Here is a 26,164-nt window from a genome sequence, read left to right as displayed (position 1 = left end):
TCCTTGCAGAACCAAGAGTAACTTTTAATTTATTACTCCTGAAAGCGGATGCAGTATTGTTAAATGAAAGCTATGCTTGGTTTCAGTTTTCAGATACCGTTCTTGCAAGGGTTGCCACTGCCGCCACGACTGATAACGATTTTCGGTTAGCAAATTAGCAAGAGTGGGCAACTGAGTCTGAATTTCTGACTTAAAGATATCTGCAAGGCACTCAGCTAAAACCACACTATCTTGCATCGTACCCAAAATTTCTTGGATAGTTTTCACTTCTGTAATATAAGCTGCGTAAGACTCGCCATACAAGTCAGTAAATAACTCCATCTGGTAGCGTACACGTTTAGCTTCTTTTCGTAAACTATGAAGAATTTTGCCTTCTGTGATCAATTGTTGTTCTATCTTTTCTGGTTCCCAGTTTTTCTGGATTTTAACTTCTGAGTCCACAAATTGAGTGCCAACTAGCCAACCCGGATGCAGTAAGAAGTTACTCACTTCTGGTAACAGTAAGTCTGGTAGCACTTGTTGAATGGTAAAAGATGCGAAAGGTTGATAATTGGGTTTCTCTAACCACTTATCCAATGAGTCTTTTAGAGACTTATAAGATTCATTCTTTAACGTTTTCTGTACACTCGATAGTACATCTTCACGTTGTTTAGCCAAAGCTGTGAAAGCTGTTTGCAGAGATTCCTGTTCTTTGCGGGGTAAATTTGGTTTGTAATTGTTTTCCAAACTTTCTTTAAGTACGTCTAAATCTCGCAGACTACCAAGACGACGGGCTATTTTACCGATATTTTTATCGCTGACTGGTTTGGACACATCCACCGCTAGCCCAAACCGAGTTACAGCCGTGCGTAGGCGACGCATTCCCACCCGCATTTGGTGCAGCGCTTCTGGATCTTCATCTTTCTTTACTGATTTTTCCCACTTCAAGGTTTTCTTAAAGTGTTTTTGAATCGCTTGGTAGGCGTAGTCCCCTAGAGTTTTTACCGTGGGTTGTGTGGCTAATTTCATAATTTATCTTAATGACTACCTAATCAGGTTATTGCATAATAACATTAGTTAAAAAGTTGCATCCAGTTTTGATATTGTTTTATTGAATGAGGAACGTAAAGTATTCTTATAACCATTGATAGTTGCATTTTATTATAAAAACATGCAATACCTATCAAAGGTATTAACAGCAAAGATAATTTAAAATGCCAAACTCGCACTTGCTTAATCAAGTTTTATTGACTTTTGTAGATAATTTTAAACAACTTCAATTAGGAGGCGATCGCTGATTACTTACTGAGGTTCAAAAAGTACCTCTTGTTGCTTTTGAGTTAGATACATCGCAATTCCTTTCTCGTAGTAAGCTGCTTCATTAATAAAAATAGGATAAACAGTAGATGCTCCCTCATATAAAATATCTTTTCCTGCAAAAGTTACAAATATTGGATCGCCTGGGTTAAGAGGTTCATAATCTCGAAACTGAAGGTGAGGGTGAATCATGGCTTGAATCTCACCGCTATCGCTTCTAGGATAATCAATAGTTCCAAGGTATTTATAAAGTGTAAGTTTGCTATTTATCTGGGGAATGTTACCTTGGTTATACTGTTGAAAATAGTCTAAAGTTGCATAAATAAGCTGTTCCGTTTTCTGAAAAAGTTCAGCGTTTAAGACATTCTGGGACACAGCACCAATTTCTATAACAAAACCCAATTCACACAGAGAACGGAGAAAACCATTTTCTCTAGATTGCTGATTAACACAGACTTTCACCAAAGGATTTATTGAACTTAGATAAGCACCTAACCGAAGTAAGAAAGGATGCATATCAGAAAAAATCAGACTTAACCCCATATTGGCAGTTGTGCTGTGTAAATCAACAATTACGTCCACGAAGCGCTGGTTTTGTGGTTGTAGTATCTGTTGAATTGCTTTTGCCCGCATATCTTCATAACTTGAAAGTTGGGGATTTTGTAAGCCTTGATTGGTGAAGCAACGATTTAAATCCTTGTCAATGTATCGTTTTCCTTCTTCAATAGCTTTGAGATTGCCGAGTAATGCCAAAGTTTCAAAACTTGCTCTGTTGATTAAATTAGGATATTGCTGAAACTTTTTAACTAGATGTACTCCTGTTAACTCATTACCGTGGTTTCCTCCAACGATCGCAACTCGTTCAATCTGACTCATAACAACCTCATATTTAAAAAACTACCTTAAGTTATTGAGAATGTGAAAGCGATCAGCTAGTCCTTTGAGTGTCATATTTTGGGCGATCGCATCATGGGGAATCAAGACATAAACCCAAGGTTTCCCACCGTGATTTAGCATATAGTCAGAAGCATTTTGACACCATTCAACTGCTACATCCTTTTTGGCAAGGACTTGAGGATCGTCTATTTCATTTCGATTTTTAGGTTCAAGCATATAGATTACCTCTTCTGTCTCTGCAACAAAATCGGGTTGATATTCTAGGTAATCTCCATCCCATTTATAATAAATTTGAAATTGTCCTCTTGCAGGTTTAAGCCATTTAATTGCATCTCGTTCTAAAATTATAGATAAAACCCTCTCTCCTTCGGATTGAAACTTCTGTTCTGGATAGAGGCATTTAGAGAAGCCTGTAAACAGGTATTTGGACATATTACTTTTATCTGGTGGCGAATACCGATAATCGAGTGAGTCATTCGCATTTGTGGTATAGGCGCTATCTTTTAGGGTTGTAAAACCTTTACTGATTTTGACTTCGTAACCCGATGTCTCTTCCCAGAAATGTTTTTGCATTTGGCTATGGACAGAATTGGCGATGTCACGTTGGTAATAACGTAAAATACTGCGTGCATCATCCTCAGAGAATTGTGTGAGATAATAACTTACTACTTGACCAGCTAGATCATAGAGTAAATCGGCGTGTTCGTCATAGCAAATATCATCAAAATTCACTAAACTTTTGAGAATATAGTTTTCTAACCGAGACTCTTGAAAGTTTGTTTTTTTTATTTCTATAGATGCAGATTCATTAGTCGCTAGAGATTGAATATGTAATTCTTCTTTGGATGGAACGGGATAATTTAAGCTTGTTATATCTAGGGCAAAAGACCTGAAACCTGATCGTACTTCTCCTTTGGGAATGACAAGAATTTGGGGAATGTCAATGCTTTGCTGGATTACTAAATGAGTTGTCTTAGCAACAATCGCTTCAATATTTGGTGGTGCAATTACGCCTTCTATTTCCAATTGTTCAGGCTGATATTCTCTAGCCACTGCTTCGCGCACCATTGCCTGAACTTTGGGTGATGAGAGGTATGCTGTGGTTGGTACTTCTTCAGGGTGATTCTCAAGCTTCTGAATTTCTTGGTAAGTAAGCTGTGCGATTTTTTGTTCTATTGGCGATTCAAATATGGGTGGTTGACTATCTTTGATTTCTGTTTCAGGCAAGTTTATAGTTTGTTGAGTCGGAATTCCTAAATTTTGAGCTAGTTTCGACTGTGAAACTACCGTTTTTGTTCTTTGTTGTAAATCTTCAGGTGTGAGGATAATTTGTTGCAATCGAATTTGTGATTCTGGGCGTTTTGCTTCATCTACAATTTCTTGAAATTTATCATGGGCAACAATATTCAGGCGATCAACGATGGCTACACCTGTGCGCTTACCATAAGGTAAACGTAAGCCGCGCCCAATTGATTGTTCGATCAAGATTTTAGAATTTGCGGCTCTTAAAGGAACAATTGTATAGAGGTTGGTAACATCCCAGCCTTCTTTGAGCATATTCACATGAATAACTATCTCAGTTGGTTCATCCCTATGTTCTACTTTCAGCAGTCGCTCTACCATTTCATCTTCTTGAGCGCCTGTTTTACTAGAATCAACTTGAATGACTTTATCTTTATAATAACCTTCTGAAAATTCATCAGATTTAATCAGTTCTACGAGTTGTGTGGCATGGGTGATATCACGGGCAATGACAAGCATAAATGGCTTGATAATTGGCTTTTCAGTTTGGAGGCTATATGTTTCTAATTCAGCTTTAATATTTTCGTGCAGATAGATTCCGTCTTCTAGCTTCATTCGCTCAATCGCTTCTGCTGACAAGGACGCAGGATTAAAGTCTTTGCGGGTGACGACGGCAGGATCTTTAACAAATCCATCGGCGATAGCGCGTCCAAGGCGATAGTTATAGATAACGTTTTTAAAATTTACAGGCTGCTTACTAGTCTCTATGGAAGGTGTGGCTGTTAATTCTAATCCTATTAGTGGTTTTAATTCGTTGATGGTGCGAACTCCTGCTGTGGCTCGATAGCGGTGAGATTCATCCATTAAAATTACTAAGTCTTTTAACTCGGATAGGTAATCAAAATAGCTTTCGCCAATATATTCTGATAGTCGTTTGATTTTTGGGCTTCTGCCACCGCGTACTTCAGAGTTGATTTTTGAGATATTAAAAATATTGATTTTGCATGGAATCTGTTCGTCTAAAATCGTTCGCGCCCGCATTTCATAGTTATCACCTGTAATAATGTCTGGTGAATTAATCGCAAATTCAGAGATGCCTGTAAATACATACTTCGGTGTGTTGGGAGTGAAGTCTGTAATCAGTTTGTTATAAATGGTTAGGTTAGGTGCTAGGACGAAGAAATTCTTTATCCCATGTGCTAGATGTAAATAACTAATAAAAGCTCCCATTAGTCTCGTTTTACCAACACCTGTTGCTAGTGCGAAACATAGTGAAGGAAATTCGCGCTCAAAGTCGGTAACAGTTGGGAATTCTTTGCTGATTGCGGCTAAACTTGTTTCTATATTTGATTGAATATTAATAGGCAATAGTTCACAAATATGATCTAGAATTTCTAATGATTGTCGTTGAGGTGGGCGTAGACTCAGACGATTAGCAATATTATTAACAAATTGATTCATTATAGGTTTTCCATATCAAATAGTGATAGTTGTCCGATTTTTTGGGGTGCTTTGGGAAGGTTTTCAATTTTGAGGCTGTAATCGTCGTGTCCCCATTCGCATCGTGCAAGTATTTGTTTAGGAATTTTCTTGATGGTGAGATTTGGGAATATATCGGCTTTGCCACGAAAGGCGCTACATAAAACAAGTAGGGTGTGTTCTTGTCCTACTTCATCGGCAAGTTTGGATAATTCTTCGTGACTGAGATTTTGTGTAGTGACATAAATAAAATCTCGTTCGGTGGAGTAGCCATGTTGCCAGTAGAAGGTATCTGATGGTGCATAAGTGAAACCTTCAATTTTACATAGTGCTTCGGCTAACATCGCGAAGTTGTAGGTTTTATTGATAATCCAGTTATCCCATTTATCTTTTTCTAGTAGTGATGGCGCAAGATGATAGTAACGAAACCCGCCGCCACCTTTCCAGTTAACTGCTTGGGTGATACCACCTTTGTCTTCGCCATCAATCACTTTTTTGAGTCTGGGAATAATATGTGTATGGCAATGTTCGCCTAGTTCGATCATGATCCAGCGTCTTCCCATTTTGTGGGCAACTGCTCCTGTTGTGCCAGAACCTGCGAAGGAATCGAGAACTATATCATTAGAATTTGTTGTAATTTCTAGAACTCGTTGGATTAATCCTTCTGGCTTGGGTGTAATAAAATCATCTGCAATGGAAGAACTACCTAGTACAGCGCGAATTTCTTTTCGAGCAGCATCAGTATGACTTGCGTATTCGTGTAACCAAAGTGTTTGCGGTACAGTTCCCTGATTTTTTAACAAATGCTTATATCGTTTGTAAGATGGGGTCTTGGATAAACCATCCTTACCCCAGTAAACTAGATCATCTTCAAGATGTTTTTTGTGGGTTTCCTGAGAATAAGCCCAAACTCTAGTACGACTTGGAAAAATTTCTTCTTTGGTATTAGGTTGAATTATAGAGTAGTAAAGATTAGGTCTTTCCTCAGCACTTTTATTACACGTGTAGTTATCGATACGAAAAATTCCTTTCTCATCTGTATATCGATACTGGCGATCTTTTTCTTCTGTTCTTGTTAAAAGGTTTCGTTGCCAAGCTTCGCTCTTTCTATAAACAAGTATATGATCGTGCATTGGTGCAATAGTTTTATGATCATTGGCAACCGCATATTTCTTTTGCCAGATTACATTTGCAACGAAATTTGCACGTCCGAAAATTTCATCACATACTACTTTTAAATAATGTGCTTCGTTATCATCAATTGTGATCCACAACGAACCATCTTCAGATAATAAATTACGTAAATTTTCTAGACGATCCCTCATTAAGCCAAGCCAGATAGAATGTTCAACCCCATCATCATAATGTTCAAAAGCTGATCCAGTATTGTAGGGAGGATCAATGAAGATACATTTAACTTTTCCTGTAAATTCTTGTTCTAAAGCCTTTAGAGCTAACAAGTTATCCCCAAAAATTAAGCGATTATCAAAAATATCGTTTTCACTTACCCGATGTGCAGCATGATAAGACTTCTCAGCATCCTCCAACAAAATTCGCGGCTCTAATTTCGGGCGAATTTCCTTACCAATCCATGTAAGTTCGAGTCTCTGCTTTTTAGTCATAATTAATTTCTATCTCAAAAGTTAAGCTGTAGGTATATTTGGATTTGCAGCCGGAGCGTCTCCACGTTCTAGCTCTTGTATTACCCTATCTAAATTTTCAATATCGTTTAAATTATTAAAAATATCCCTATATTCTTTATAGACATTTCTAAATAGAGATTCTGCAACATTATAAATAAATTCAGCAAGCTCTAACCCAATTTGTGAAAGTTCTGCCTTATCCTCTTGAGACATAGCAATTTCTGGTTTATCAAACAAAACTTTATGGCGTTTTGACAGAATGTATAGAATAAAAAATTTACCATGTTGATAGAAATACTTTCTACGAATTTCTTGTACATCTTGTTCAGAAGTCGTAAAAATCTGGTCAAGATATTGGAATATATTTACATAGCGACAAAGTTTAATTCCTGAAACCGAGTTATTAAACAAAATATCATAATAACTCATATTATTAAACAACATTTTATCAGAAAGCTTGTAAAAATTACCACTCTCTCTATTCACTGTAACCAATATTTCTGTATTACCAACAAAACAAGCAAGAACGATCACCGCCTGTTCAAGTGTAATTTTATTCTGGTTATCTTGAACAGCTAATTGTGCATATAGCAATCCTAAATGAGTCGTGAAAAATATAAATAAGGAAACGAACCGCCAAGAACGCCAAGGACACAAAGGGAAGAAAGAAGAAAGAGATATAGAATTTTCACAAATGATTTAGGACTGCTATAGTAATAATTAATATTCAATTCCATACACTCTTTGCGTAATCGCTCTTGAGTATCTCTGCGAGCCAATTCTTGCATTACTGCACTCGTTAAAGGCACAACATCTGTTAAACTTTTAAAAATAGCAAGATATCCCTTCTGGTTATTGCCAAATAGAGATTCAGCAATAGTATAAATTAACTCAGCAAGCTCTAGTGTAATTCGTGAAAGCTCAGTCTGATCATCTTGAGATATAGCAACTTCTGGTTTATCGAGCAAAGGTTTATAGCGTCTTGATAGAATGTCCAGAATAAAAAATCTACCATGCTTATAGAACATCTTTCGACGATTTTCCGTCTCGGCTTTTTCAGAAGCTGCAAAAATCTGATCAAGATATTGAAATATTCGGACATAACGACAAAGCGTAACTCCTGAAAGCTGCTCACTAAAGAGTGTCGAATAATGGTACTCGCGCTTATAAAGCTGACTAATCTCTTTCTTTGCTGCAACAACTATTTCTGTATTACTGCTAAAACAAGCAAGTGCGATCGCTGCCTGTTCAATCGTGATCGCATCCTGAATATCCGCCGATGGCCGATATTGATAAACGGTTTTCGATATCATCAACTCTTGACGCAAACGCTCTTGGTTCGGATCTAACGCCGCAAAATAAACATCTCGCACAGTATTTTGCGTATTCCTGGCTTTCGTAATCTCTACCCCAATACTATCTGCTGCTGTTCCTACTTCAATGATTGTAACCAGTAGCTTGGCATCAGGAGATATAGAGCCATTAGTATTAAAGACAGATGCGATCGCCCCAACTGTCTGCGCTCCATTGACTATCGAAAACCCCTGTAAATCAAATCGAGTGGATTGCTGATTGTGTCCAGGTGGTAAGCTAATGTTTGAACAAGTAATCGTTAATCCGTTATTAAGATAAAACAATTTAGCAGGTTGATTGACTACAGTATTAGCGATCGCTGAATTAACATCCTCAGTGCCAAGGTAATAGCGGATATTTTTCTCAAACAGTAACTTATCATGCTGCTGATATAGCGATGCAAGTTCAGAAGCTTTCACCAATCCATAAAAAGCTTTTCGAGGCTGATCTAGACAATGCCAGTTTTCCAGCGTCAAGGACACATCAACAGGTGCGTAGGCGTAGCCCGCCGTAGGCATCGCTTGTTTTGCTGTAAGCCAAGCATAAGTCTGGCTAATATTTAGATCCCTCCACTCAAAGCGGTGATCAAACTGATTCAGTTCTTCCTTCAACTGATTTAGATCATTAACTACATGAGAGCCAAGGCTTCCATCTAGATATACATTACAGCCAACTATTTTTAGCGTATTTGTGTCTAAAGCATCCTCAACATCTTGCTGTAGCCGGAAAAATCCCTCATTAAATTTTTGAAACCGTTTATGTACTAGATCCCGAATTCCATCACAAAATTTTTTATTATCACCCATGTCTGGCGCTTTCCCCCCTTTAGCCTGCACTAACCAAAGCAAGTTTTTAATCCGATCAAAATAAACTGCGTCAATCCCATCATCATTTTTTCCATTGATAATTGAGTTAGCCGCTTGAGCCGGAGTAACATCAGCAAGGTTGGCGATCGCAAATGCCGCCAAAGAACGGCTCAAACGATTTTTTTCATGTTGATCTACTGTCCATTTTTGCTGAAGTTGAGGGATCATCGGAAAATAATCCTGCTTTAGCACCTCAACGATTTGAGTCTTTTGGGCATTGATATTTGGCTTAGGCATTGAGCGATCGCTAGTATTTGAATTTTTATACATCATCCCGCAATAATTAGGTATTGGTATCTCGGCTCAGTACTATTGCGTCTCGCCCTGAAGAGAAAAGCGATCGCTAATTATTTACGATATCTTTTAAAAGACTGACGCGATGTCTACGACGGGCTACGCCTACGCTTCATATTCGAGCCAAAATGTGATAACTGTTAAGGTGTTGATTTTAGCAGAAAAGGGGAGGAAATTTATGGGGCATGACTTTCAAGCGATGCCTCCGGCGGTCACTGAGCCAAGCCCAAGTGCGGGCTACGCCTACGCTGAACTCTACAAAAACGCCCTCCTGAACGATGTCCTCCCATTTTGGGAAAAATACTCCCTCGACTGGCAGCAAGGCGGCTATTTCACCTGCCTTGATCGCGAGGGCAAAATTTATGATACAGACAAATTCATCTGGCTGCAAAACCGCCAGGTGTGGACTTTTTCCATGCTTTACAACCAGCTAGAAAAGCGCGAAAACTGGCTGAAAATTGCCAGCAATGGCGCTAATTTTCTTGCGAAACATGGCAGAGATAGTGATGGTAACTGGTACTTTGCCCTCACCCGTGAAGGGAAACCGTTACTTCAGCCTTACAATATCTTTTCTGATTGCTTTGCGGCGATGGCATTCAGTCAATATGCACTTGCTGGGGGCGAAGAATGGGCAAAAGATGTTGCGATGCAAGCTTACAACAACGTTTTACGCCGCAAGGACAACCCGAAGGGCAAATATAATAAAACTTATCCCGGCACACGCCCGATGAAATCATTGGCTGTACCGATGATTTTAGCTAATTTGACTCTAGAAATGGAATGGTTGCTGCCAAAGGAAATACTAGAGAATGTCCTAGCTGAGACTGTCCGCGAAGTGATGACCGATTTTCTCGACCACGAACGGGGACTAATGTACGAAAATATTGCCCCTGATGGTTCCCACATAGATTGTTTTGAGGGACGCTTAATTAATCCAGGTCACGGTATCGAAGCCATGTGGTTCATCATGGACATTGCCCGTCGAAAAAACGACAGCAAAACTATTAACCAAGCTGTTGATGTGGTGCTAAATATCCTAAATTTTGCTTGGGATAGCGAATATGGCGGATTGTATTACTTTATGGATGCAGACGGTCATCCCCCACAACAATTGGAATGGAATCAAAAGCTGTGGTGGGTTCACCTAGAGTCTTTGGTTGCATTAGCGATGGGCTATCGCCTGACCGGGCGTGAGGTGTGTTGGAAATGGTATCAAAAGATGCACGATTATGCCTGGTCACACTTTGCTGATTCCGAGTCCGGTGAGTGGTTTGGCTATCTTAATCGGCGTGGAGAAGTATTGTTGAACCTCAAAGGCGGCAAATGGAAAGGATGTTTTCACGTACCGCGTGCATTATACCTTTGTTGGCAGCAATTTGAGGCGATCGCTACTAGTACCGCTTTGCGTAATTCGTAATGACGCTCCTACGTCGCTACCGCGACGCTAACGTAACTCGTAATTAAGTTTTAGCAAGGGTTTTAGACATTACAAATGGGTGGCTTATTTACGCCATGCTGTACTAGTTAATCAATTACCAGAAAATCTGCTTACACATCCTCAAAAACTGCTCTTATCATGTCAATTAACAAGTGATGTATCGAATTAAAAGTACAATTTTCACCTCGTTATTTGTAGCTTTAAATTGTTTCATGTTTCCGACAATTGCGGCAAATAGCGCCAGCGAATATCGACAATTGGGACTGTCGTATCGTCAACAAGGACGCTATCAGGAAGCAATTACTGCAATGTCCAAGTCAGTGGAACTTGAACCGAAAAATCTGATGGGAAAAGTTAATTTGGGTTGGACACTACATTTAGTAGGACGAGAAGAAGAAGCAACAAACTATTTACTGCAAGCGATATATCAGGAGCCATTAAAATACTCAGCTTATAATGCTTTAGGAATTGTTTATCTTGTTGATGACAAGTTAATAAATGCAGTGCTAATTCACACTTTGGCAGTTATTTTAAAGCCAGATAATGAAGTAGCTTATTATAATTTGAGTCTAGCATTGCATCAACTAAAAATTTATCCTATGGCAATTAATGCGGCTAATTATGCAGTTAAACTAGAGCCAAACAATCCTCATCCATTAGTTTCTGCTGCTATTAATTACTGGGATAGTGGTTCGCGTAACCTGGCTCAAAATATTTATCGCCGAGCAATTAAATTAGATATTCGATATCAAAATAGCATATTTTTGAATCATCTTCAGCAAGCCGCTTTTACTGAAGAACAAATTAATATTACGAAACAAATATTATCTAGTTTATAGTGATTCCGTAACGACTGGTTGCAGGATACGAACAGTTATATTATGTCCGGCTGATTAGTTGTCATTGCGTTCGCCTTTGGCGTTCCCGTAGGGTACATAGCGTACAACCCTATCTTTAGTGATATCCTTTTATGGCGTTGCATATTTGCGGGATGAATTGAGATTTTTGTTCAAAACTAAAGATAGATTCTTTGCGTCTTTGCGCCTTTGCGCGAAACAAAATTCATCCCATTAATCAGCAACGCCCCTTTTATTAGTAGTGATTTCACTCCCTACATTGCTATTCGATGCACATCTAATGAAATAAAAATTCGGTTTTATTCTGTATTTCATTAATCACAAACTAAATTCGGCTGCATTATCTTCATCTATACCCACAGCAGTAGGTTTAAATTTAGAGCCATGAATTAATTCATTAAACGCAATTCCTGGATTTTGATGAAGAATATTCAGCACGCTCATAAAATCTCGCACAATTTCCCCTGGTGTAAGTAGAGCTTCTGCACCCAAGCGCTTAATAATTTCTTGCACAAACTCCTTCAAATCACCATTTTTCAAAGTCTGTTCGTACCCAAAATTGAGTGCATGAATCTCAGTTAAACGTTGCAAAAGCATCAAAATTTCTACTTCACTCAACGGGTTCAATCGAATCACTGGCCCCAAATACTCTTGAACGCCAGATTGGGCAACAAAACGGCTTTCTTTTGTCCGTCTTTGCCAAGCTTGGTCTGCAAAAAGCCCCCGTTTGGGGTCTTCTAAAAATTTAGTTGTTCCACCAACGACAATGCCAAGATTTTCCGCTTTGCACTGCATGGTGTCGTTAAACATTGTTAGGAGTCGATTGTAATTCTTTTCCCGCGTGATTGTAGTAGATATTTGATATAAATGTACAGCTTCATCAACTAAAATTAATAGTCCTTTATAGCCAATTTCAGCTACAAACTTAGCAAACAGTTTGATATAGTCATACCAACTATCATCATCAATAATGACGCGCACTCCTAAAGCTGCTTTCGCCTCCACTTTAGTAGTAAATTCTCCACGTAACCACCGCATTGCCGCATTTTTTAAATTATCATCATCCAATCGGTAGCCACGCCAATAAGCGATAATCACGCTGCCAAAATCAAAACCGTGAACTAAACCTTCTATATACTGAACTACTTCCCTAATTTTTGATTCAACTTGGTCATCAAAACCATCGTCATTCGGACGCATCTCAGTTTCTTTAACCACTTCTTGTTGAATTTTATTAATCCATCCTTCTAAAATAGAGACTAAAGCACCACCATCAGGACGAGTTTTTGTAGCTAAGTGGCTCATTAATTCTCGATAGGTAGCTACACCTTCATTGTTGCTTCCTGCTAATCGACGTTCAGGGGAAAAATCAGCATCGGCTACTACAAAACCTTGCTCCATAGCGCGGTTGCGAATTAGTTGTAGTAAAAAACTTTTCCCGGAACCGTAGTTACCAATTATAAAGCGAAATGCTGCTACACCTTCTGCAATATCATCAAGATTTTGTAATAGGCTTTTTAATTCTTTTTCTCGACCTACTGCTATATATTCAACTCCCACTCTTGGTACTACCCCTGCACCAAGGGAATTGATTAAAGCAGTAGATATTTTTTTCGAGATTTTGAGCTTTGCCATGTATTACACTTCACTTTATTTTAAACGCAGAAGCACGCAGTAAGTAGGTAAGGTAGATATTCACCTTACTACTAATCTGATAATGGCAATAATAATTTAATTTGATGAAGCATGTCTAGCCATGAGGTCTTCATATATTGCAATCATCTTTTTTACATATATTAGATGCTCTTGATAAACTTCTGGAGTTTCCGAATCTGAATCAATTATTAATTCACCAATAGTATCACTTGCCCGTTCATTTATAGAATCGATTAATAGATTCGGCATAGTGATGTTTGCTTCGGCAATTTTTTTAATAGCAGCCTTGGGATTATCTTGTTCGATTATAGCTTTTAATACTTGTAGCTCATATACTGGTAAATTTTCTAGAAAATTAGTCCATTCTTGCGGTACATTTTCTGATGTGTCAACTTCCGTAGTGTCTATATTTATTGAAGGTTCAATTAATTGTGAAAAAGGAGACAATTCAATACCATCTTCCTTTGGATTATCAGGTAAAGGTTCTAGATTGAAAGTTTCTAGTTGTTGAAGTAATTCCCATACTTGGTTTTGCAATGAATCACGTTCTTCTTGCAATAATGAAACTTGCCCTTGTAACTCATGTAACTCAGTTTTTTGTAATGCTAGTTGGGTTTGCAAAGAAGTTATAATAGCTTGTATATTTTCTTTTTCAGTTGTTGTAGCTACAAGTAATTGATTTTCTTTATTTGCCTTGACTTCTAGCTCTTGAATTCCAATTCGTAGTTCGTATAGTTTTTCTTCTAATTGAGGTTTAAGTCTGCCTAGAAGAGTTAAATTACTTTCAATTTCTTGTTTTTCTTGCTGAAGTTCGGAAATTTGAGTTTGCAACTGGGTGATTTCAGTGCGAGATAGATTACAATTCGACTCTAGACGACGCTTCTCTGCTGTGAGGGTAGAAAAAGCATTGTTCAATTCTACTTGATTTTTTTCTAATTTATTAAGTTCAGTTTGCAGGTTGCTTACTTCGGTTTCTAATTGCTTTTTTTGCCCAGCAAATGTTCTTAATTCTCGATTTAAACTATCTCTTTGATTACGGCTCTCCGTTACTTGAGCTTGCAGTTGTTTTGACTCAGCGTATAGTAAATTATGATGCTCTTCAATTTGATTGATTTCTCTGACAAGACGAGCCTTCAATCCCTCCATATCTTTAATTCGCTTGCGGAGAGAACCTAAAACAAGCATTTCATAATTTCTGCGTCGCCTGTCTACGAATAATGCTGCTGCATAGATAGTAACGCCAGTAATTACACCTATGAGAAAGGCTTTATTAAAATTCCAGTTGGGGACAAGGCTAAGGCCAAAACTTACACTAAAGGCAACTATGCCTAATATAAACCGATTGCTGATCATTACTGATTGCATATTACTAGTTTTTGGCGTGGTTAAATTATCAGAATAAGTAGCTCTCATCGTAATTCGTAATTAAAAAATACATAGGAAAATACTTGATGCTAAGTATTGAATGCATTGTTATTTGTACCAAAAAGTGTTAGGTCTGCTTTTAAAAAATCAATAAACTGCCGTGCTGTGCGTCCAGAACGACCATTGTGGCGAGTTGCCCATTGTAATGCTTGATATTCCAAATCTTCTTGGGTAAGATTAATTTCAGCTTGTGCCGCTAGATGCTGTACAATTTTTAAATAAGTTTTCTGATCGGCTGGTTCAAAGGTCAAGGTTAAACCAAAGCGATCGCTAAACGAAAGCTTCTCCTGCATCGTATCCCAGGCATGGATTTCTTCGTTATCCTTGGGATTAGGTCTATCTACAAAAAACTCCCGAATCAGATGGCGGCGATTGGAAGTAGCGTACACAACTACATTTTGAGGACGCGCGGTTAAATTACCTTCTAAAACTACCTTCAGGGCTTTAAAAGCATCATCATCTTCTTCAAAGGAAAGGTCATCAACAAAGATGATGAATTTTTGTGATACTCCCCGTAAATGTTCCACAATTTCTGGTAAATCTTTTAAATCAGATTTTGCCACTTCCAATAAGCGGAGGCTGCGATGGCTATATTCATTCAACAAAGATTTTACTAAAGAAGATTTGCCAGAACCGCGACTACCGTAAAGTAATACGTGCAGTGCCATTTCTCCAGCTAATAAAAACTCTGTATTTTTCAGCAAAGCATCTCTTTGAGACTCGTAACCTACAAGGGCACTCATCTTAATTGGGTCGGAATACCGGATACCGATAAACTGCCCAGCTTGCCAGCGTAAAGCGCGATATTCTGCAAATAAACCAGAGCCATATTGCCGATAATAAGCTGCTAATTCTTCTACAGCATCACCCCAATTATCCAACTCTTGTAGATATGTAACGAATTTTGTCTCTACTCCTATCAATTCTTGCTCTTTATACCACACTACTGGTGAAATCGGCATCTGAGCTACCCCTTGTATCCACTCGCTCAAAGAAGCGCTGCTACATTTATAAAGACTTTGCAATATCTGTAAATCATGCTGAACTGCTGCTACTAAAGCTGGGGGTAAATCTTCAAATTCTTGCACTCCAGCAAGCCTTGTAAAGGGATTATCAGAGAGGAGAAGTTGAATAATTAAATAGTCTTCCCAGTTTTGATTTCTAGCAGCCAAAGCGTGGAAGTAGCTACCATAGGCTTGGAGACAACCGCGTGCATCAGCGTCAGTGTAACGTATAGCTTGCAACAGTTCCAGAAATGCCATCCCCACTTCGCCTTGCACAATAGATTGGTACAGTAAAAGTGAGGCTGCTTGGCGCTGGAGATATTGAACCTTTGTAGATGAGGAGGTACTTGCCATTGGTATCGCTTAATTATCCATCAATCAACTGTGTGGTATAGCTAAATAGCTATGGTAAATTGTCTTCTGACCTGGCAGTAAAGTCAAAATCTACAGATGTTTTAACAATGAATTTAAGTATAGTTGCTGCTTTTGCCTACGGGATATTATCGATTGTTGGTGGCATTATTGGCTACATTCAGGCTACAAGCATGGTTTCACTCTTAAGTGGTAGCATTAGCGGTTTATTATTAATTACTGCTGCTTACTTTCAACTCCAAGGACAAACTTGGGGTGCGATTTTAGCCGTGTTAGTTACCGCCGTTTTAGTAGTCTTCTTTGCATTTCGACTAGCTAAAACACGCAAGTTTATGCCTGCGGGATTAATGACGATTTTGGGTATGTTGACACTGGCGGTCATGCTGAATCAAATTGTGGCTTTAAGGTAGTATTAGTCTAGGCTGTTGACTTTGGCTATTTTTTGGGGAATTATCGAAAAACTATTTGTGCTGGTTTTTGCTTGTGTGAAAGCGCCCGCTACAGCCATCTTTATGCCAAAATAAAAAACACAATTTCTGCATGAAGTCTTGTGGGCTAAAGGGTACAGAGTCAACACCCTAGTATTAGTCTCCTGTTTTTTTTGACATAGTATAACTTTGTCTGGAATTATCTTAGTACATTTATATTACTGTGACTTGTTAACCTTGCCTGATAACTTCCACCATTGTCAATAAGTTATGGCGATTTTTGTTTAAATGAAGTACACGGGTATCCTTAAAACTACAGTAAATATTTTTAACTCAACCACTGCTAAATCTTCTCAACAACTCTTCGCGGGATAATTCGAGTAACAATCGGCTATACTCTTGTGGTGGTAGCTGTAACAAAGGCTCAATTACTCGTTCCAATTCGTCATCTAGCGAACCAAACCGCACACGCAACAAGTTTTCTACCACTTGGCGACGTTCATCTTTTTGTCCTTCTTGTAAGGTAGCTTCCCGCCATTCTAAATAAGCTTGCGATAAATTCATAATCACCTCTTGGTCATCTTCCGTAAGGTTTTCTTGGTTTATGACAGTTATCCGCCAACTGGCAATCAGTTCTTGGACATTTCGCCGTAACACGCTGTTGTGAGGAAGTGACAGCAATTCGCTGATGGCTTGACGTTGTGTATCTCCCTTTCCTAACATTCTTAACCAGAGGGTTTCAAGACTCAGTGGTAACTGATTAATAGCCACTACTGCTGTCCTAAATGAGTCAGGTAGAAAGTAAACGCCCGCTAGCCAATTATCTGTATCTAATCTAGCGCCAAAACTCTCAAGCAAAGTCGTTGAAGCTGAAGTTGCCAAAATCCACAGGCGCGGTAAATTATCCTCTGGTAAAGATGTATTTTCGCGCTTGGCTTTGCGTTGCGCTTCTCCATAAACGGAAAATAACTTCAGTAGACAATTTCGCACCTCGGTTTTACTGGGTTGATTGCGGAATGGTTCCAATAATGAGGCTGTTGTGGCAATTCTACCAAGTAACCCTAGAGATTGCAGGTCAGCATTGGCGGAAGGTGTCGGAGAAAACAAGATATCTACTTGGCGAACTTCATCTGTAACTTCCCGACTTACTTCTACCTTTCCAAAGGGGGAAAGCAATTCTTCTAAATATTGTTTAGCAAATTGGTCGTGTGGTTGTCGGGTCATGCAATCGCAAGCACATCATTACAAATGATACTTGAAAAATCCCCTGTTTAAACTTTGACAGAAGTATAGTTACATAAGGTCTACTCATGTAGCCTTTGTTTGCGATCGCTCATAGTCATCTACAATTTGTAGGTGACACAAATGATGTGATAACAAGGCTTACAAACATAAATTCTGAAAATTAAAGAAAAAAAACATTACTCATTGCCTAAAAAGTCCGGTTTTTTTGGCTTTGTAATGATAAATAAAAATAATAGCGTTAAATGTCATGCTTCCTACCGCGAAGGATTATTTAAATTCTTCGCTGATTTCAGGATGACTACTGAACATCAAATAACATCTGCCGCCAATCAGTTCGGCCACAAAAAGGGAGAAGGAGCCACATCAAAAGGCTCTACCACAAAACTTGCTCTAGATGTATCTTAAGTAACTATGCTAATCAAGTCTAAAGATGTCACGGTGTATTAGAGCAAATTTTAAAGGAATTGTAAAGGATTTGGTGCCATTTTGGCAGTTTTTGATCTCAAATATGAGATATTAGTAGATTGTACAAATCTTTATTGTTATTGACACATTAGTTACTATCTACCGAAAGCTGCTAAGACCAAGCAAATACCGACACAGATAAGTTTAAGTAATTTAATGAAGTAGGAAATAATACATGGTATTATCACTGTCTTCTGGTAATGTTATCCAGTATCTGCAAGATGTAGGTCTGTGTAGCTTAGAAGATCCGGCATCAGATAAATCTGAGTTGCCAGGAAGTAGCAAGAACAATTTAAATTTAGTAGTAACTTTAGCAGATAATCGCCAACTGCTCGTTAAACAAAAACCTGACATCAACAATGATGCGCCGCCCCATGAGTTGTTTAAGGAATGGCTGTTTCACGAGTTGCTCCAGCAGTTTCCAGTTCTCGGTAATATTTCAGCAATCGCACCGTTGGTAGTGCATTTTGACGAAGAAAATTCTATCCTCGTCCGTAACTACCTGAGTGAATATCTGGAGCTTGCGATATTCTACCACAACAATGATATTTTTACCAAAGAAATTGCCTCTGCGATCGGCACGACTTTGGCGGGACTGCATCGCGCCACCTACAACCGCCGAGAATATCAGGATTTTATGGCAACTGCTCCTCAAGGAGAGTTTCGCTATGGCTTTTACAATCCGGCGCAAGGGGTAGGGTCAATTAGTCCAGAGGTTTTTGGGACTGTTCCCACAGATGCACTAAAATTCTATGCTCTTTATCAACAGTACGAGAGTTTGGAATCAGCGATCGCAGATTTGGCATATAATTGGAATCCTTGCTGCTTGACTCACAACGACCTGAAATTGAACAACATTTTGGTTCATTCAAGATGGGAGAAACTAGACAATTGCCTAGTACGATTAATTGATTGGGAAAGTTGTTCTTGGGGAGATCCAGCTTTTGATTTAGGGACTTTACTAGCAAGCTATTTAGGAATTTGGCTCAAGAGTCTCGTAGTAGACCCCACTATCGAATTAGAAGAATCTCTACATCTGGCGTTAACACCTTTAGAGGTTTTACAACCTTCAATGATTGCCCTAATTAGGGCTTATGTAAATGCTTTTCCCATGATTTTGTCATACCGCAGTGACTTTATTTTGCGCGTTATCCAGTTTGCAGGGCTGGCACTGATTCATCAAATTCAGGATATGATTACGTGCCGCAAATACTTTAATAATACTGACATCTGTATGCTCCAAGTAGCTAAAAGTTTACTCACTATGCCGGAGCAAGCTGTACTGACTATTTTCGGGATATCAGAGTCAGAAATCCTAAATCCTGTGGCAAAAATTCCTAAACTTTCTCAACCTGTAAAAGAGCAGCAGTTACTTCGCATTTATTACGAAAAAACTCGGCTTCGCGGTTGTTAATGGCAGGAAATAGAAGAATTTAGGAGTCGGAATTCTGACTCCCGAATCCTATTTTGTTAAAATTTGAGTTCTAAATAGATTAATGCTATATTCTGCCAATCAACCGCTAACTTCTCTATTCGACATTGCTAAAAATATCCAAATTGAGCCAAATTTTTGTATTTACCATCCCAATTATCAACCCTTTGCTCTGCCGACTAAAATAGCCGACAGATTTCAGCAAAATACCGTAGATTTACAACAGAAATATCTCACTTTACTGCTGCGAAATTTTCTCTATGGAATCTATTACAATGGCTCCCTGCAAACTACTTTAGCAGTCAATACTGATAGTACTAATCGCCCGCCAAAGCATAACTTAGCAGATAATTCCATTTTGGAAATTGATTGGAACTTTTACGAGCAACTGCACGAGTGTAATCATGGCGTAGGTTACTTTGACCCTCGATGGCAGGTGTTGCGGAAAGAACCTGATGGCACTATGGCGGTTACTAAAGGCGGTTTAACACTTTATATTGAGCCAGACTGCCATCTAGAATCCAGCAAGAAATCTATTAAAGTGGGTGAGATGGTAGCAATCTGGATGCCCAAAAATCGACTGCAAAACGGCTGTTATTTGGCAGTTAGCAATGTCGGACAGGAACAGCAGAGCAACCCCGATGCTGATTTGGGAGCAGGGCGAATCTACTTTAACTTTACGCCATTTGGTGCGATCGCTCTGATGAAAATCCTGACACTGCAATTGAATGCAGCTTCGATTCCCTTTAACTTTCAGGTTCTCCACAACCCTTCTGCATACGGACGCTATGATTCGGGGCTACTCTACTTTGAACTCCCCGACTATCCAGCAATCCGCACAATTCTTCAAACTGTTTATTCAGAAAATCAATTTCATTTTCAGCCCGAAATTCCCTTGTTTACAAAATTTTTAGCACCAGGATTAGGTTTAGCTGAAGAACCAATCCAAAAATTTGCGGCACAGGAAAGTTTTGGGATGAACCGTTGCCAAATTGTCGCTAATGCTTTGTTAGAGGCTTGGCAAAAAGGTAAGAATGCAATGGAGGAACGGATGAGGACGATTGACGAACACTTTGCCCGACACTTAATAGATTTGCAGTGTCCTTATCTTAATCCCAACTCTGAGGATATATATAAGCCCTTAAATTGATTAACATTTTTCAGCGTTGGCGCAGCCTCTCGAAGAGAAGCAAAAAGGGGTACTTCACCCAAACCCTATTGCTCTGCTTCGTGTCCCCAATCGCCAATGCCCCTTTATATCTTAAAACTCCACAATTACCGGCGTATGGTCGCTGGGTTGGGTTAATTTTCTGGGTGCGACATCAATGATGCAACTTTTAGCACGCTCATACAAGATAGGTGTGAGATAGTGATGGTCAATCCGCCAACCTAAGTTGCGCCGGAAAGCGGCGGTGCGATAGTCCCACCAGCTATAATTTCCGCCTTCTGTGTTGAATTTGCGAAAAGCATCGGCAAATCCCAACGCCAGAATATCCCGTAAGGCTTGGCGCTCTGCTTCTGTTGCCATAATGTGATTTTCGGTACTCACTTGCTCGTGAATATCCTTGTCTTCCAGGGCGATGTTGAAGTCGCCGCACACGCAAATTGCAGGTTGTGACAGCACAAGCAATCGCAAATACTCGTTTAGCGCTGTCAACCAGCGCAGTTTGTATTCATATTTCTCAGTTCCTACTGCTGCGCCATTGGGAACATATAAGTTCACAATCCTAACACCATCAATTACACCTGTAATCACCCGCTTTTGCTCGTCCCATTCGTGGTGTAAATCGGGCAAAATAGCTCTAAATCCACTATTTACGTTTAGGAGTGGCTGGCGGCTAATCAGGGCTACGCCATTATAAGATTTTTGTCCTGATATATAAAGGTTATAGCCCAACTCCTCAAAAGGCGATCGCGGAAACTCAGCATCTATAACTTTGGTTTCTTGTAAGCAGAGAACATCAACAGGATTCAGGGTTAACCAATCGGTAACCTGTTCGAGGCGAGTGCGAACTGAGTTGACGTTCCAAGTAGCGATTTTCATTAGTTACTTATCAGAATTTTTACAAATTACTAATTACAAATTATGTAATTTTTATACAAGTGTTTAATATTTATAATTTCTGTTGCATTTCCCAATTACGTTTAAACACAGCCTAAATAACTTGATCCCATTGACTATTTTAGTATTGACAGCTACAAAATATTCAATTTTGTAAGTTCTGCTACAAAATATTTTACTTCATTATGATCCTCAAGACAGATGTAACACGTAATAGATTAGCTTTACGTTAAAAGTGTAGCTCATGGTTGACTTTCGCCGATAGTCCTTTAAATTTGTCGGTAGAAAATTTGCTGCACGGTTAAAGCGTTATTACTCTTTTGGTAGCCTGTTAGGTTAACTTAAATGTCAAAAGAGTAAGTACAAATGTTTTTTCCTCATACAATAATGATGCAACTCATTAATATTGAGGACAATTTCATAGACTGAACCAAAAAAACTTATGAAAATCGCTCAAGTTGCCCCCTTATGGGAAAGGGTTCCACCTCCTAATTATGGAGGAATAGAATTGGTAGTGAGTCGCTTGACTGATGAACTTGTTTGTCGTGGTCATGAGGTAACTTTGTTTGCTTCTGGCGATTCTGAAACTTTGGCTCATTTAGAAGCAGTTTATCCGCGTGCATTGCGAACAAGAGATTGCCCCCCATATAGATGGTCAGCAAATTGAATATCTAGGCGAAATCAACCATGCCGAAAAGACTGAACTTCTGGGCAATGCTGCCATAACTCTTTTTCCCATTAATTGGCAAGAACCTTTTGGCTTAGTAATGATTGAATCAATGGCAACTGGTACGCCATTAATTGCCATGAATTTAGGTTCTGTACCGGAAGTGATTACTCACGGTGAAACAGGTTTTGTCTGCAAAAACTATGCAGAAATGGCGGCAATGATTCCACTAGCTTTGGAACTCAATCGTCAAACCTGTCGAAAACATGTAGAAAACAACTTTAGTGTTAGCCAAATGGTTAACGGATATGAAGCTGTTTACAGACAAACTATTAAAGACCGCATAAAATCGAATGGCCGCATTCATGCTGCTAAAATCCACTTTTAATCAACTGCTTTTTTGCTCAGCTTAAACAACAACTTTTTTCTAGGAGGACATTTGTATGAGTACGAGAACCAACAGTTGCCCATGTTGCGGTGGTTCCCTCCTGCGTCATGCCCGTCATGGAGAACTATATTGGTTTTGCCTGTCGTGCCGCCAAGAAGTACCGCTATTAACTGTTACTCGCTTGCCTAATATCGAAACGCGGAACACCGGAGTGGTTCCCCAGCCAGTCGTGAATTCCTAGACTTGAGTGAACGATCACACATCAATCACTAAGAATATTGATTGATTCATCCATAGGAATCCTGAACCATTTGTAAAAAATTCTAAGTAATGTAGGCACTACTCTCAACGCCGGAAACTGCTCTGGATGAAGCTCCATAGCGTTCGCACAGCCTATGTAAATAGTCTGCAAAATTAAATATACATTGTCATTCCGAGTGTAGCAAAGCGAAGTGACGCAATCTCAAGCCTTTGGGATTGCATCACTTTGTTCTTTACAAAAGAAAGGCAATCAAGTTTGATCCGTGCTGTTGCGAGTTTCATCTCAGTCTTGAGGCGTATAGAGACTTAGTAGCAGTCTTGCGGTTTCTATCTCAGGTATGGTATCAGAATAACAGGCAAAACGCTACTTTAAACAAGCGTGTTTTTTCGTAAAAATTAATATAATGCTCTTACTATGAGCATCTACCAATCTCTCAAAAAATCTTACACGCAATACCGACGCAGTGAAAATGACTGGCGGTTATTTTTGCGTTTAGTGCCTTATGCCCGTCGTAGCAGAGGACTGTTGGCGCTGTCGATGTGCCTACTCGTGCCGCTCGCACTAGCGAATGCCGTACAACCGCTACTGATAGGACAAGCTATCTCTCTAATTCGTAATGAACCAAGTACCTACGAATTTCTCAGGAATCGCCCCTTGTCGCAAGGGTTAAATATCCTGGAGGGATTATTGTTGGTTGCGATCGCAATCCGACTGGTTTTGACAGGCTACCAAGGTTATGTAGTACAGAAGCTAGGACAAGAAATCACCGCAGCAATCCGCCAAGATTTATTTCAGCATGTGACATCTCTAGCAGTACGCTTTTTTGACCGCACGCCCGTAGGTAAATTAATTACCAGAATCACCAGCGATGTGGAAGTGTTAGGCGATGTCTTTTCCACTGGGGCAATTGGCATTGTGTCCAATTTGTTTTCTATGCTGGTACTTTTGAGTTTAATGGTATCCATCGAATGGCAACTCACTTGTTTACTGCTAGTGATGCTGGTACCAGTTACCTGGTTAATTGTTTATATTCAGCAACAGTACCGCAAAGCAAATTACAAAGGGCGGGAAGAACTTTCTATCTTGAACTCACAGCTACAAGAAAATGTGGTTGGCATTAACGTAGTGCAGTTGTTCCGCAGGGAAAAATTTAATGCCGAATTGTTTCGCGCCACGAACAACCACTACACCCAGCAAATGGATCAAACCATCTTTTATGATTCATTTATTTCCGCAACCTTAGAATGGATTGGACTGATTGCGATCGCAGCTGTTTTGTGTGTGGGTGGTTCGTTACTGTTGGAAAAAAGTTTGACTTTTGGAACTTTATCTGCATTTATCTTGTATGCCCAGCGATTATTTGACCCGTTACGGGATTTTGCCGAAAAATTTACGGTAATTCAAGCTGGTTTCACTGCCATCGAACGCGTCGGCGATATATTAGATGAACCGATAGAAATCCGCGATCGCGCCAATGTCCGCTTCTCAATATTTGATGCTAAATTCGGCTACATAGACGAGATAGTTGCAAATCTAGAATCTCCAGACCTCACTTCCCCGCCTGAACTGGGAGAGATTCGCTTTGATCACGTTTGGTTTGCTTACAAAAATGATGATTATGTAATTAAAGATTTAGATTTTACCATTCGTCCTGGTGAAAAAGTGGCCTTAGTTGGCCCCACGGGTGCGGGTAAAACTTCGATCATCCGTCTTTTGTGCCGCCTCTACGAACCTACCCAAGGACGCATTCTGATAGATGGCGTGGATATTCGGGAAGTACCACAGGCAGAACTACGGCGCTATATGGCAGTGATTTTACAAGAAGGGTTTTTGTTTGCTGGCGATGTTAAAAGCAACATTTCTTTAGGAGATGGCTATACCTTTGAACAGATTCAACAAGCAGCAGAGCAAACTAACATTGCCCAGTTTATAGAAGAACTACCTCAAGGCTATGATACTCAACTTCGAGAACGGGGTACAAATATTTCTAGTGGTCAAAAGCAACTTTTAGCCTTTGCGCGGGCTGCTATTCGCAATCCCCAAATTTTGGTATTAGATGAGGCTACCGCTAGTTTGGATGTTGGCACAGAAGCTTTAGTTCAAGAAGCATTAAACCAGCTTTTGCTCAGACGTACCGCGATTATTATCGCTCACCGCCTGTCTACAATTCGCAATGTAGACCGGATTTTTGTGCTGAAGCGTGGCGAATTAATTGAACAGGGAAGTCATGATCAACTATTACAAGAGGGAGGGCTTTATGCTACTTTACATAACTTGCAGATGTTGGGAACTTAGGACATTTAAAGTTGATAGAGTACTAGTCTGCTGAGTACATCTGTTTATGCTTGGCTAAAAGTTGGAGATATTTCTCGTTTGTCTTTGCTTGTACCCACTTGGCTTTAAATATTGCTGCTGACTCCGCTTTAACTGGATCTACTTCATAAGGAAGAACTTCTTTTTTGGAGCTTGAAGTTTCCGAATTTTGTTTATATTTTCTGCCGCTTTTATGATTAGCATAACGGCGAGAGCGAGTATAACCCATTTGGATAAACTTTCGGGCCATATCCGCTCCGACAAAATCATCTTGTTCTAGATATGCGAGAAAAAGCTCGTAAATTTTCTCGCTCGATTCTTTAGCAATCTCAGGAGTTTTGAATCGCCAGTAGGGAAGAATTTCCGATTTGTATGGTTCTACTAAAAGTACACCCTGCTCACCCTTGCCAACACAATAGAGTTCGGGATGTTGGCGAAAATCAATATTTTTAAAATCTAATGAATAATCAAAAGCCATGCGAGGTGTTTATTATAAATCAATACGGTTCAGTTAAGGCTCGAATAGCTATAAAATAGGCATTGTTTCCAAAAATGGAAATCAAGCACAGTGCATCTCAAAGAATTCTCATTAGTGTCTCCCAAGATACAAAGTACGGAGATATTCAAAGCGATAGAGGTCGCTATCCCAGTAAGTTCAATCGAACAAGCGATCGCTAAAACTAAAGTAGAAGAGGAACGCCATCGTTCGTTACCAGCACATCTAGTCATTTGTCTAATAATAGCAATGAGCCTGTGGTCGAGAGATTCAATGCGAGATGTACTAAAAAATCTCATTGATGGTCTTTCAGAGGCATGGGTAAAAGTTGGTAAATATTGGCGTATCCCGTGTAAATCAGCTATTACCCAAGCCAGACAGCGACTAGGTGCGGGGGTAATGACGCAATTGTTTCATCGCTTGGTGCGACCAATGGCAAACAGCGAAACAATTGGAGGTTTTATAAACGGGCTACGAATTGACGGGAATTGATGGAACTTGCTTAGATATCCCAGATAGTGATGAAAATGCAAGGGTTTTTGGTCGGGAAAGGTAGTCGTCCTGGTACACGAGCAGCATTTCCC

The 26,164-nt window shown here is 39.5% G+C and carries 20 protein-coding genes and 2 pseudogenes; 10 read left to right on the top strand and 12 right to left on the bottom strand.

Annotated features, from left to right (window positions below; translation table 11 throughout):
• Window positions 1–24: 24 nt before the first annotated feature.
• The 6 genes from F8S12_RS13875 to F8S12_RS13850 form a co-directional block, all read right to left on the bottom strand.
• Entirely contained in the window at window positions 25–1,008 is a 984-nt protein-coding gene (locus tag F8S12_RS13875) for a CHAD domain-containing protein (protein WP_196516848.1), read from the bottom strand.
• A 273-nt stretch (window positions 1,009–1,281) separates the two neighbouring features.
• A complete protein-coding gene (locus F8S12_RS13870; protein WP_196516847.1) occupies window positions 1,282–2,172 on the bottom strand; it encodes an aspartoacylase in 891 nt (296 codons plus the stop codon).
• A 21-nt stretch (window positions 2,173–2,193) separates the two neighbouring features.
• Window positions 2,194–4,896 (bottom strand): DEAD/DEAH box helicase, encoded by a 2,703-nt coding sequence (locus tag F8S12_RS13865; protein WP_196516846.1) that lies wholly within the window; start codon window positions 4,894–4,896, stop codon window positions 2,194–2,196.
• Complete coding sequence (locus F8S12_RS13860; RefSeq protein ID WP_196516845.1) at window positions 4,896–6,536, bottom strand: site-specific DNA-methyltransferase; 1,641 nt, start codon at window positions 6,534–6,536, stop codon at window positions 4,896–4,898. Before F8S12_RS13860 ends, F8S12_RS13865 begins: the two co-directional genes overlap by 1 nt.
• Window positions 6,537–6,557: 21 nt before the next feature.
• Complete coding sequence (locus F8S12_RS13855; protein WP_196516844.1) at window positions 6,558–7,151, bottom strand: hypothetical protein; 594 nt, start codon at window positions 7,149–7,151, stop codon at window positions 6,558–6,560.
• A gap of 2 nt (window positions 7,152–7,153) precedes the next feature.
• Window positions 7,154–9,049 carry an AIPR family protein gene (locus tag F8S12_RS13850; protein WP_196516843.1) on the bottom strand — a complete coding sequence of 632 codons (1,896 nt, stop codon included), beginning with the start codon at window positions 9,047–9,049 and terminating at the stop codon, window positions 7,154–7,156.
• A gap of 220 nt (window positions 9,050–9,269) precedes the next feature.
• Here F8S12_RS13850 and F8S12_RS13845 point away from each other — a divergent pair, with 220 nt between their 5' ends.
• Both F8S12_RS13845 and F8S12_RS13840 read left to right on the top strand, forming a co-directional pair.
• Window positions 9,270–10,487 carry an AGE family epimerase/isomerase gene (locus F8S12_RS13845; protein WP_196516853.1) on the top strand — a complete coding sequence of 406 codons (1,218 nt, stop codon included), beginning with the start codon at window positions 9,270–9,272 and terminating at the stop codon, window positions 10,485–10,487.
• Window positions 10,488–10,720: 233 nt separating this feature from the next.
• Window positions 10,721–11,347: a tetratricopeptide repeat protein gene (locus tag F8S12_RS13840; RefSeq protein ID WP_230968004.1), complete on the top strand. Its 627-nt coding sequence runs from the start codon at window positions 10,721–10,723 to the stop codon at window positions 11,345–11,347.
• Window positions 11,348–11,683: 336 nt separating this feature from the next.
• Here the strand turns inward: F8S12_RS13840 and F8S12_RS13835 are convergent, their stop codons facing one another.
• The 3 genes from F8S12_RS13835 to F8S12_RS13825 all read right to left on the bottom strand — a co-directional run bounded on the left by F8S12_RS13835 (window position 11,684) and on the right by F8S12_RS13825 (window position 15,804).
• Window positions 11,684–13,000 (bottom strand): ATP-binding protein, encoded by a 1,317-nt coding sequence (locus F8S12_RS13835; RefSeq protein ID WP_196516841.1) that lies wholly within the window; start codon window positions 12,998–13,000, stop codon window positions 11,684–11,686.
• A 96-nt stretch (window positions 13,001–13,096) separates the two neighbouring features.
• Window positions 13,097–14,386: a tellurite resistance TerB C-terminal domain-containing protein gene (locus F8S12_RS13830; protein ID WP_196516840.1), complete on the bottom strand. Its 1,290-nt coding sequence runs from the start codon at window positions 14,384–14,386 to the stop codon at window positions 13,097–13,099.
• An 89-nt stretch (window positions 14,387–14,475) separates the two neighbouring features.
• Window positions 14,476–15,804 carry an ATP-binding protein gene (locus F8S12_RS13825; protein WP_196516839.1) on the bottom strand — a complete coding sequence of 443 codons (1,329 nt, stop codon included), beginning with the start codon at window positions 15,802–15,804 and terminating at the stop codon, window positions 14,476–14,478.
• Window positions 15,805–15,911: 107 nt separating this feature from the next.
• Between F8S12_RS13825 and F8S12_RS13820 the strand changes: the two genes are divergently transcribed.
• Window positions 15,912–16,232: a TMEM14 family protein gene (locus tag F8S12_RS13820; protein WP_196516838.1), complete on the top strand. Its 321-nt coding sequence runs from the start codon at window positions 15,912–15,914 to the stop codon at window positions 16,230–16,232.
• A 351-nt stretch (window positions 16,233–16,583) separates the two neighbouring features.
• On the opposite strand, the gene F8S12_RS13815 is transcribed toward F8S12_RS13820, so the two are convergent.
• Entirely contained in the window at window positions 16,584–17,474 is an 891-nt protein-coding gene (locus F8S12_RS13815; RefSeq protein ID WP_196516837.1) for a hypothetical protein, read from the bottom strand.
• Between the two features lie 661 nt (window positions 17,475–18,135).
• Here F8S12_RS13815 and F8S12_RS13810 point away from each other — a divergent pair.
• Window positions 18,136–19,374, top strand: a complete 1,239-nt coding sequence (locus F8S12_RS13810; protein WP_196516836.1) for a phosphotransferase family protein — start codon at window positions 18,136–18,138, stop codon at window positions 19,372–19,374.
• 82 nt (window positions 19,375–19,456) lie between these two features.
• Complete coding sequence (locus tag F8S12_RS13805) at window positions 19,457–20,542, top strand: T3SS effector HopA1 family protein (protein WP_196516835.1); 1,086 nt, start codon at window positions 19,457–19,459, stop codon at window positions 20,540–20,542.
• Window positions 20,543–20,653: 111 nt separating this feature from the next.
• On the opposite strand, the gene xth is transcribed toward F8S12_RS13805, so the two are convergent.
• A complete protein-coding gene (xth, locus tag F8S12_RS13800) occupies window positions 20,654–21,436 on the bottom strand; it encodes an exodeoxyribonuclease III (RefSeq protein WP_196516834.1) in 783 nt (260 codons plus the stop codon).
• Between the two features lie 460 nt (window positions 21,437–21,896).
• Here xth and F8S12_RS42320 point away from each other — a divergent pair, with 460 nt between their 5' ends.
• The 4 genes and pseudogenes from F8S12_RS42320 (at window position 21,897) to F8S12_RS13785 (ending at window position 25,066) form a co-directional block, all read left to right on the top strand.
• Window positions 21,897–22,121, top strand: a complete 225-nt coding sequence (locus F8S12_RS42320) for a hypothetical protein (RefSeq protein ID WP_442946801.1) — start codon at window positions 21,897–21,899, stop codon at window positions 22,119–22,121.
• Window positions 22,081–22,509 (top strand): annotated as a pseudogene (locus tag F8S12_RS13795) (glycosyltransferase); the annotation flags it as partial. The gene F8S12_RS42320 and the pseudogene F8S12_RS13795, both read left to right, overlap by 41 nt.
• Before the next feature lie 55 nt (window positions 22,510–22,564).
• Window positions 22,565–22,750, top strand: coding sequence for a hypothetical protein (locus tag F8S12_RS13790; RefSeq protein WP_196516833.1), 186 nt, complete (start codon window positions 22,565–22,567; stop codon window positions 22,748–22,750).
• Between the two features lie 435 nt (window positions 22,751–23,185).
• The gene (locus F8S12_RS13785; RefSeq protein WP_196516832.1) at window positions 23,186–25,066 is read left to right on the top strand and encodes an ABC transporter ATP-binding protein; all 1,881 of its coding nucleotides are present in this window, start codon (window positions 23,186–23,188) and stop codon (window positions 25,064–25,066) included.
• Between the two features lie 22 nt (window positions 25,067–25,088).
• Here F8S12_RS13785 and F8S12_RS13780 read toward each other — a convergent pair whose 3' ends face one another.
• Window positions 25,089–25,562: a DUF4385 domain-containing protein gene (locus F8S12_RS13780; RefSeq protein ID WP_196516831.1), complete on the bottom strand. Its 474-nt coding sequence runs from the start codon at window positions 25,560–25,562 to the stop codon at window positions 25,089–25,091.
• A gap of 180 nt (window positions 25,563–25,742) precedes the next feature.
• Here F8S12_RS13780 and F8S12_RS13775 point away from each other — a divergent pair.
• Window positions 25,743–26,164 (top strand): annotated as a pseudogene (locus tag F8S12_RS13775) (transposase domain-containing protein); the annotation flags it as partial.

Source organism: Nostoc sp. WHI (assembly GCF_015714725.1).
Classification (GTDB): domain Bacteria; phylum Cyanobacteriota; class Cyanobacteriia; order Cyanobacteriales; family Nostocaceae; genus Nostoc.
This window is presented reverse-complemented; position numbering and strand designations above follow the sequence as displayed.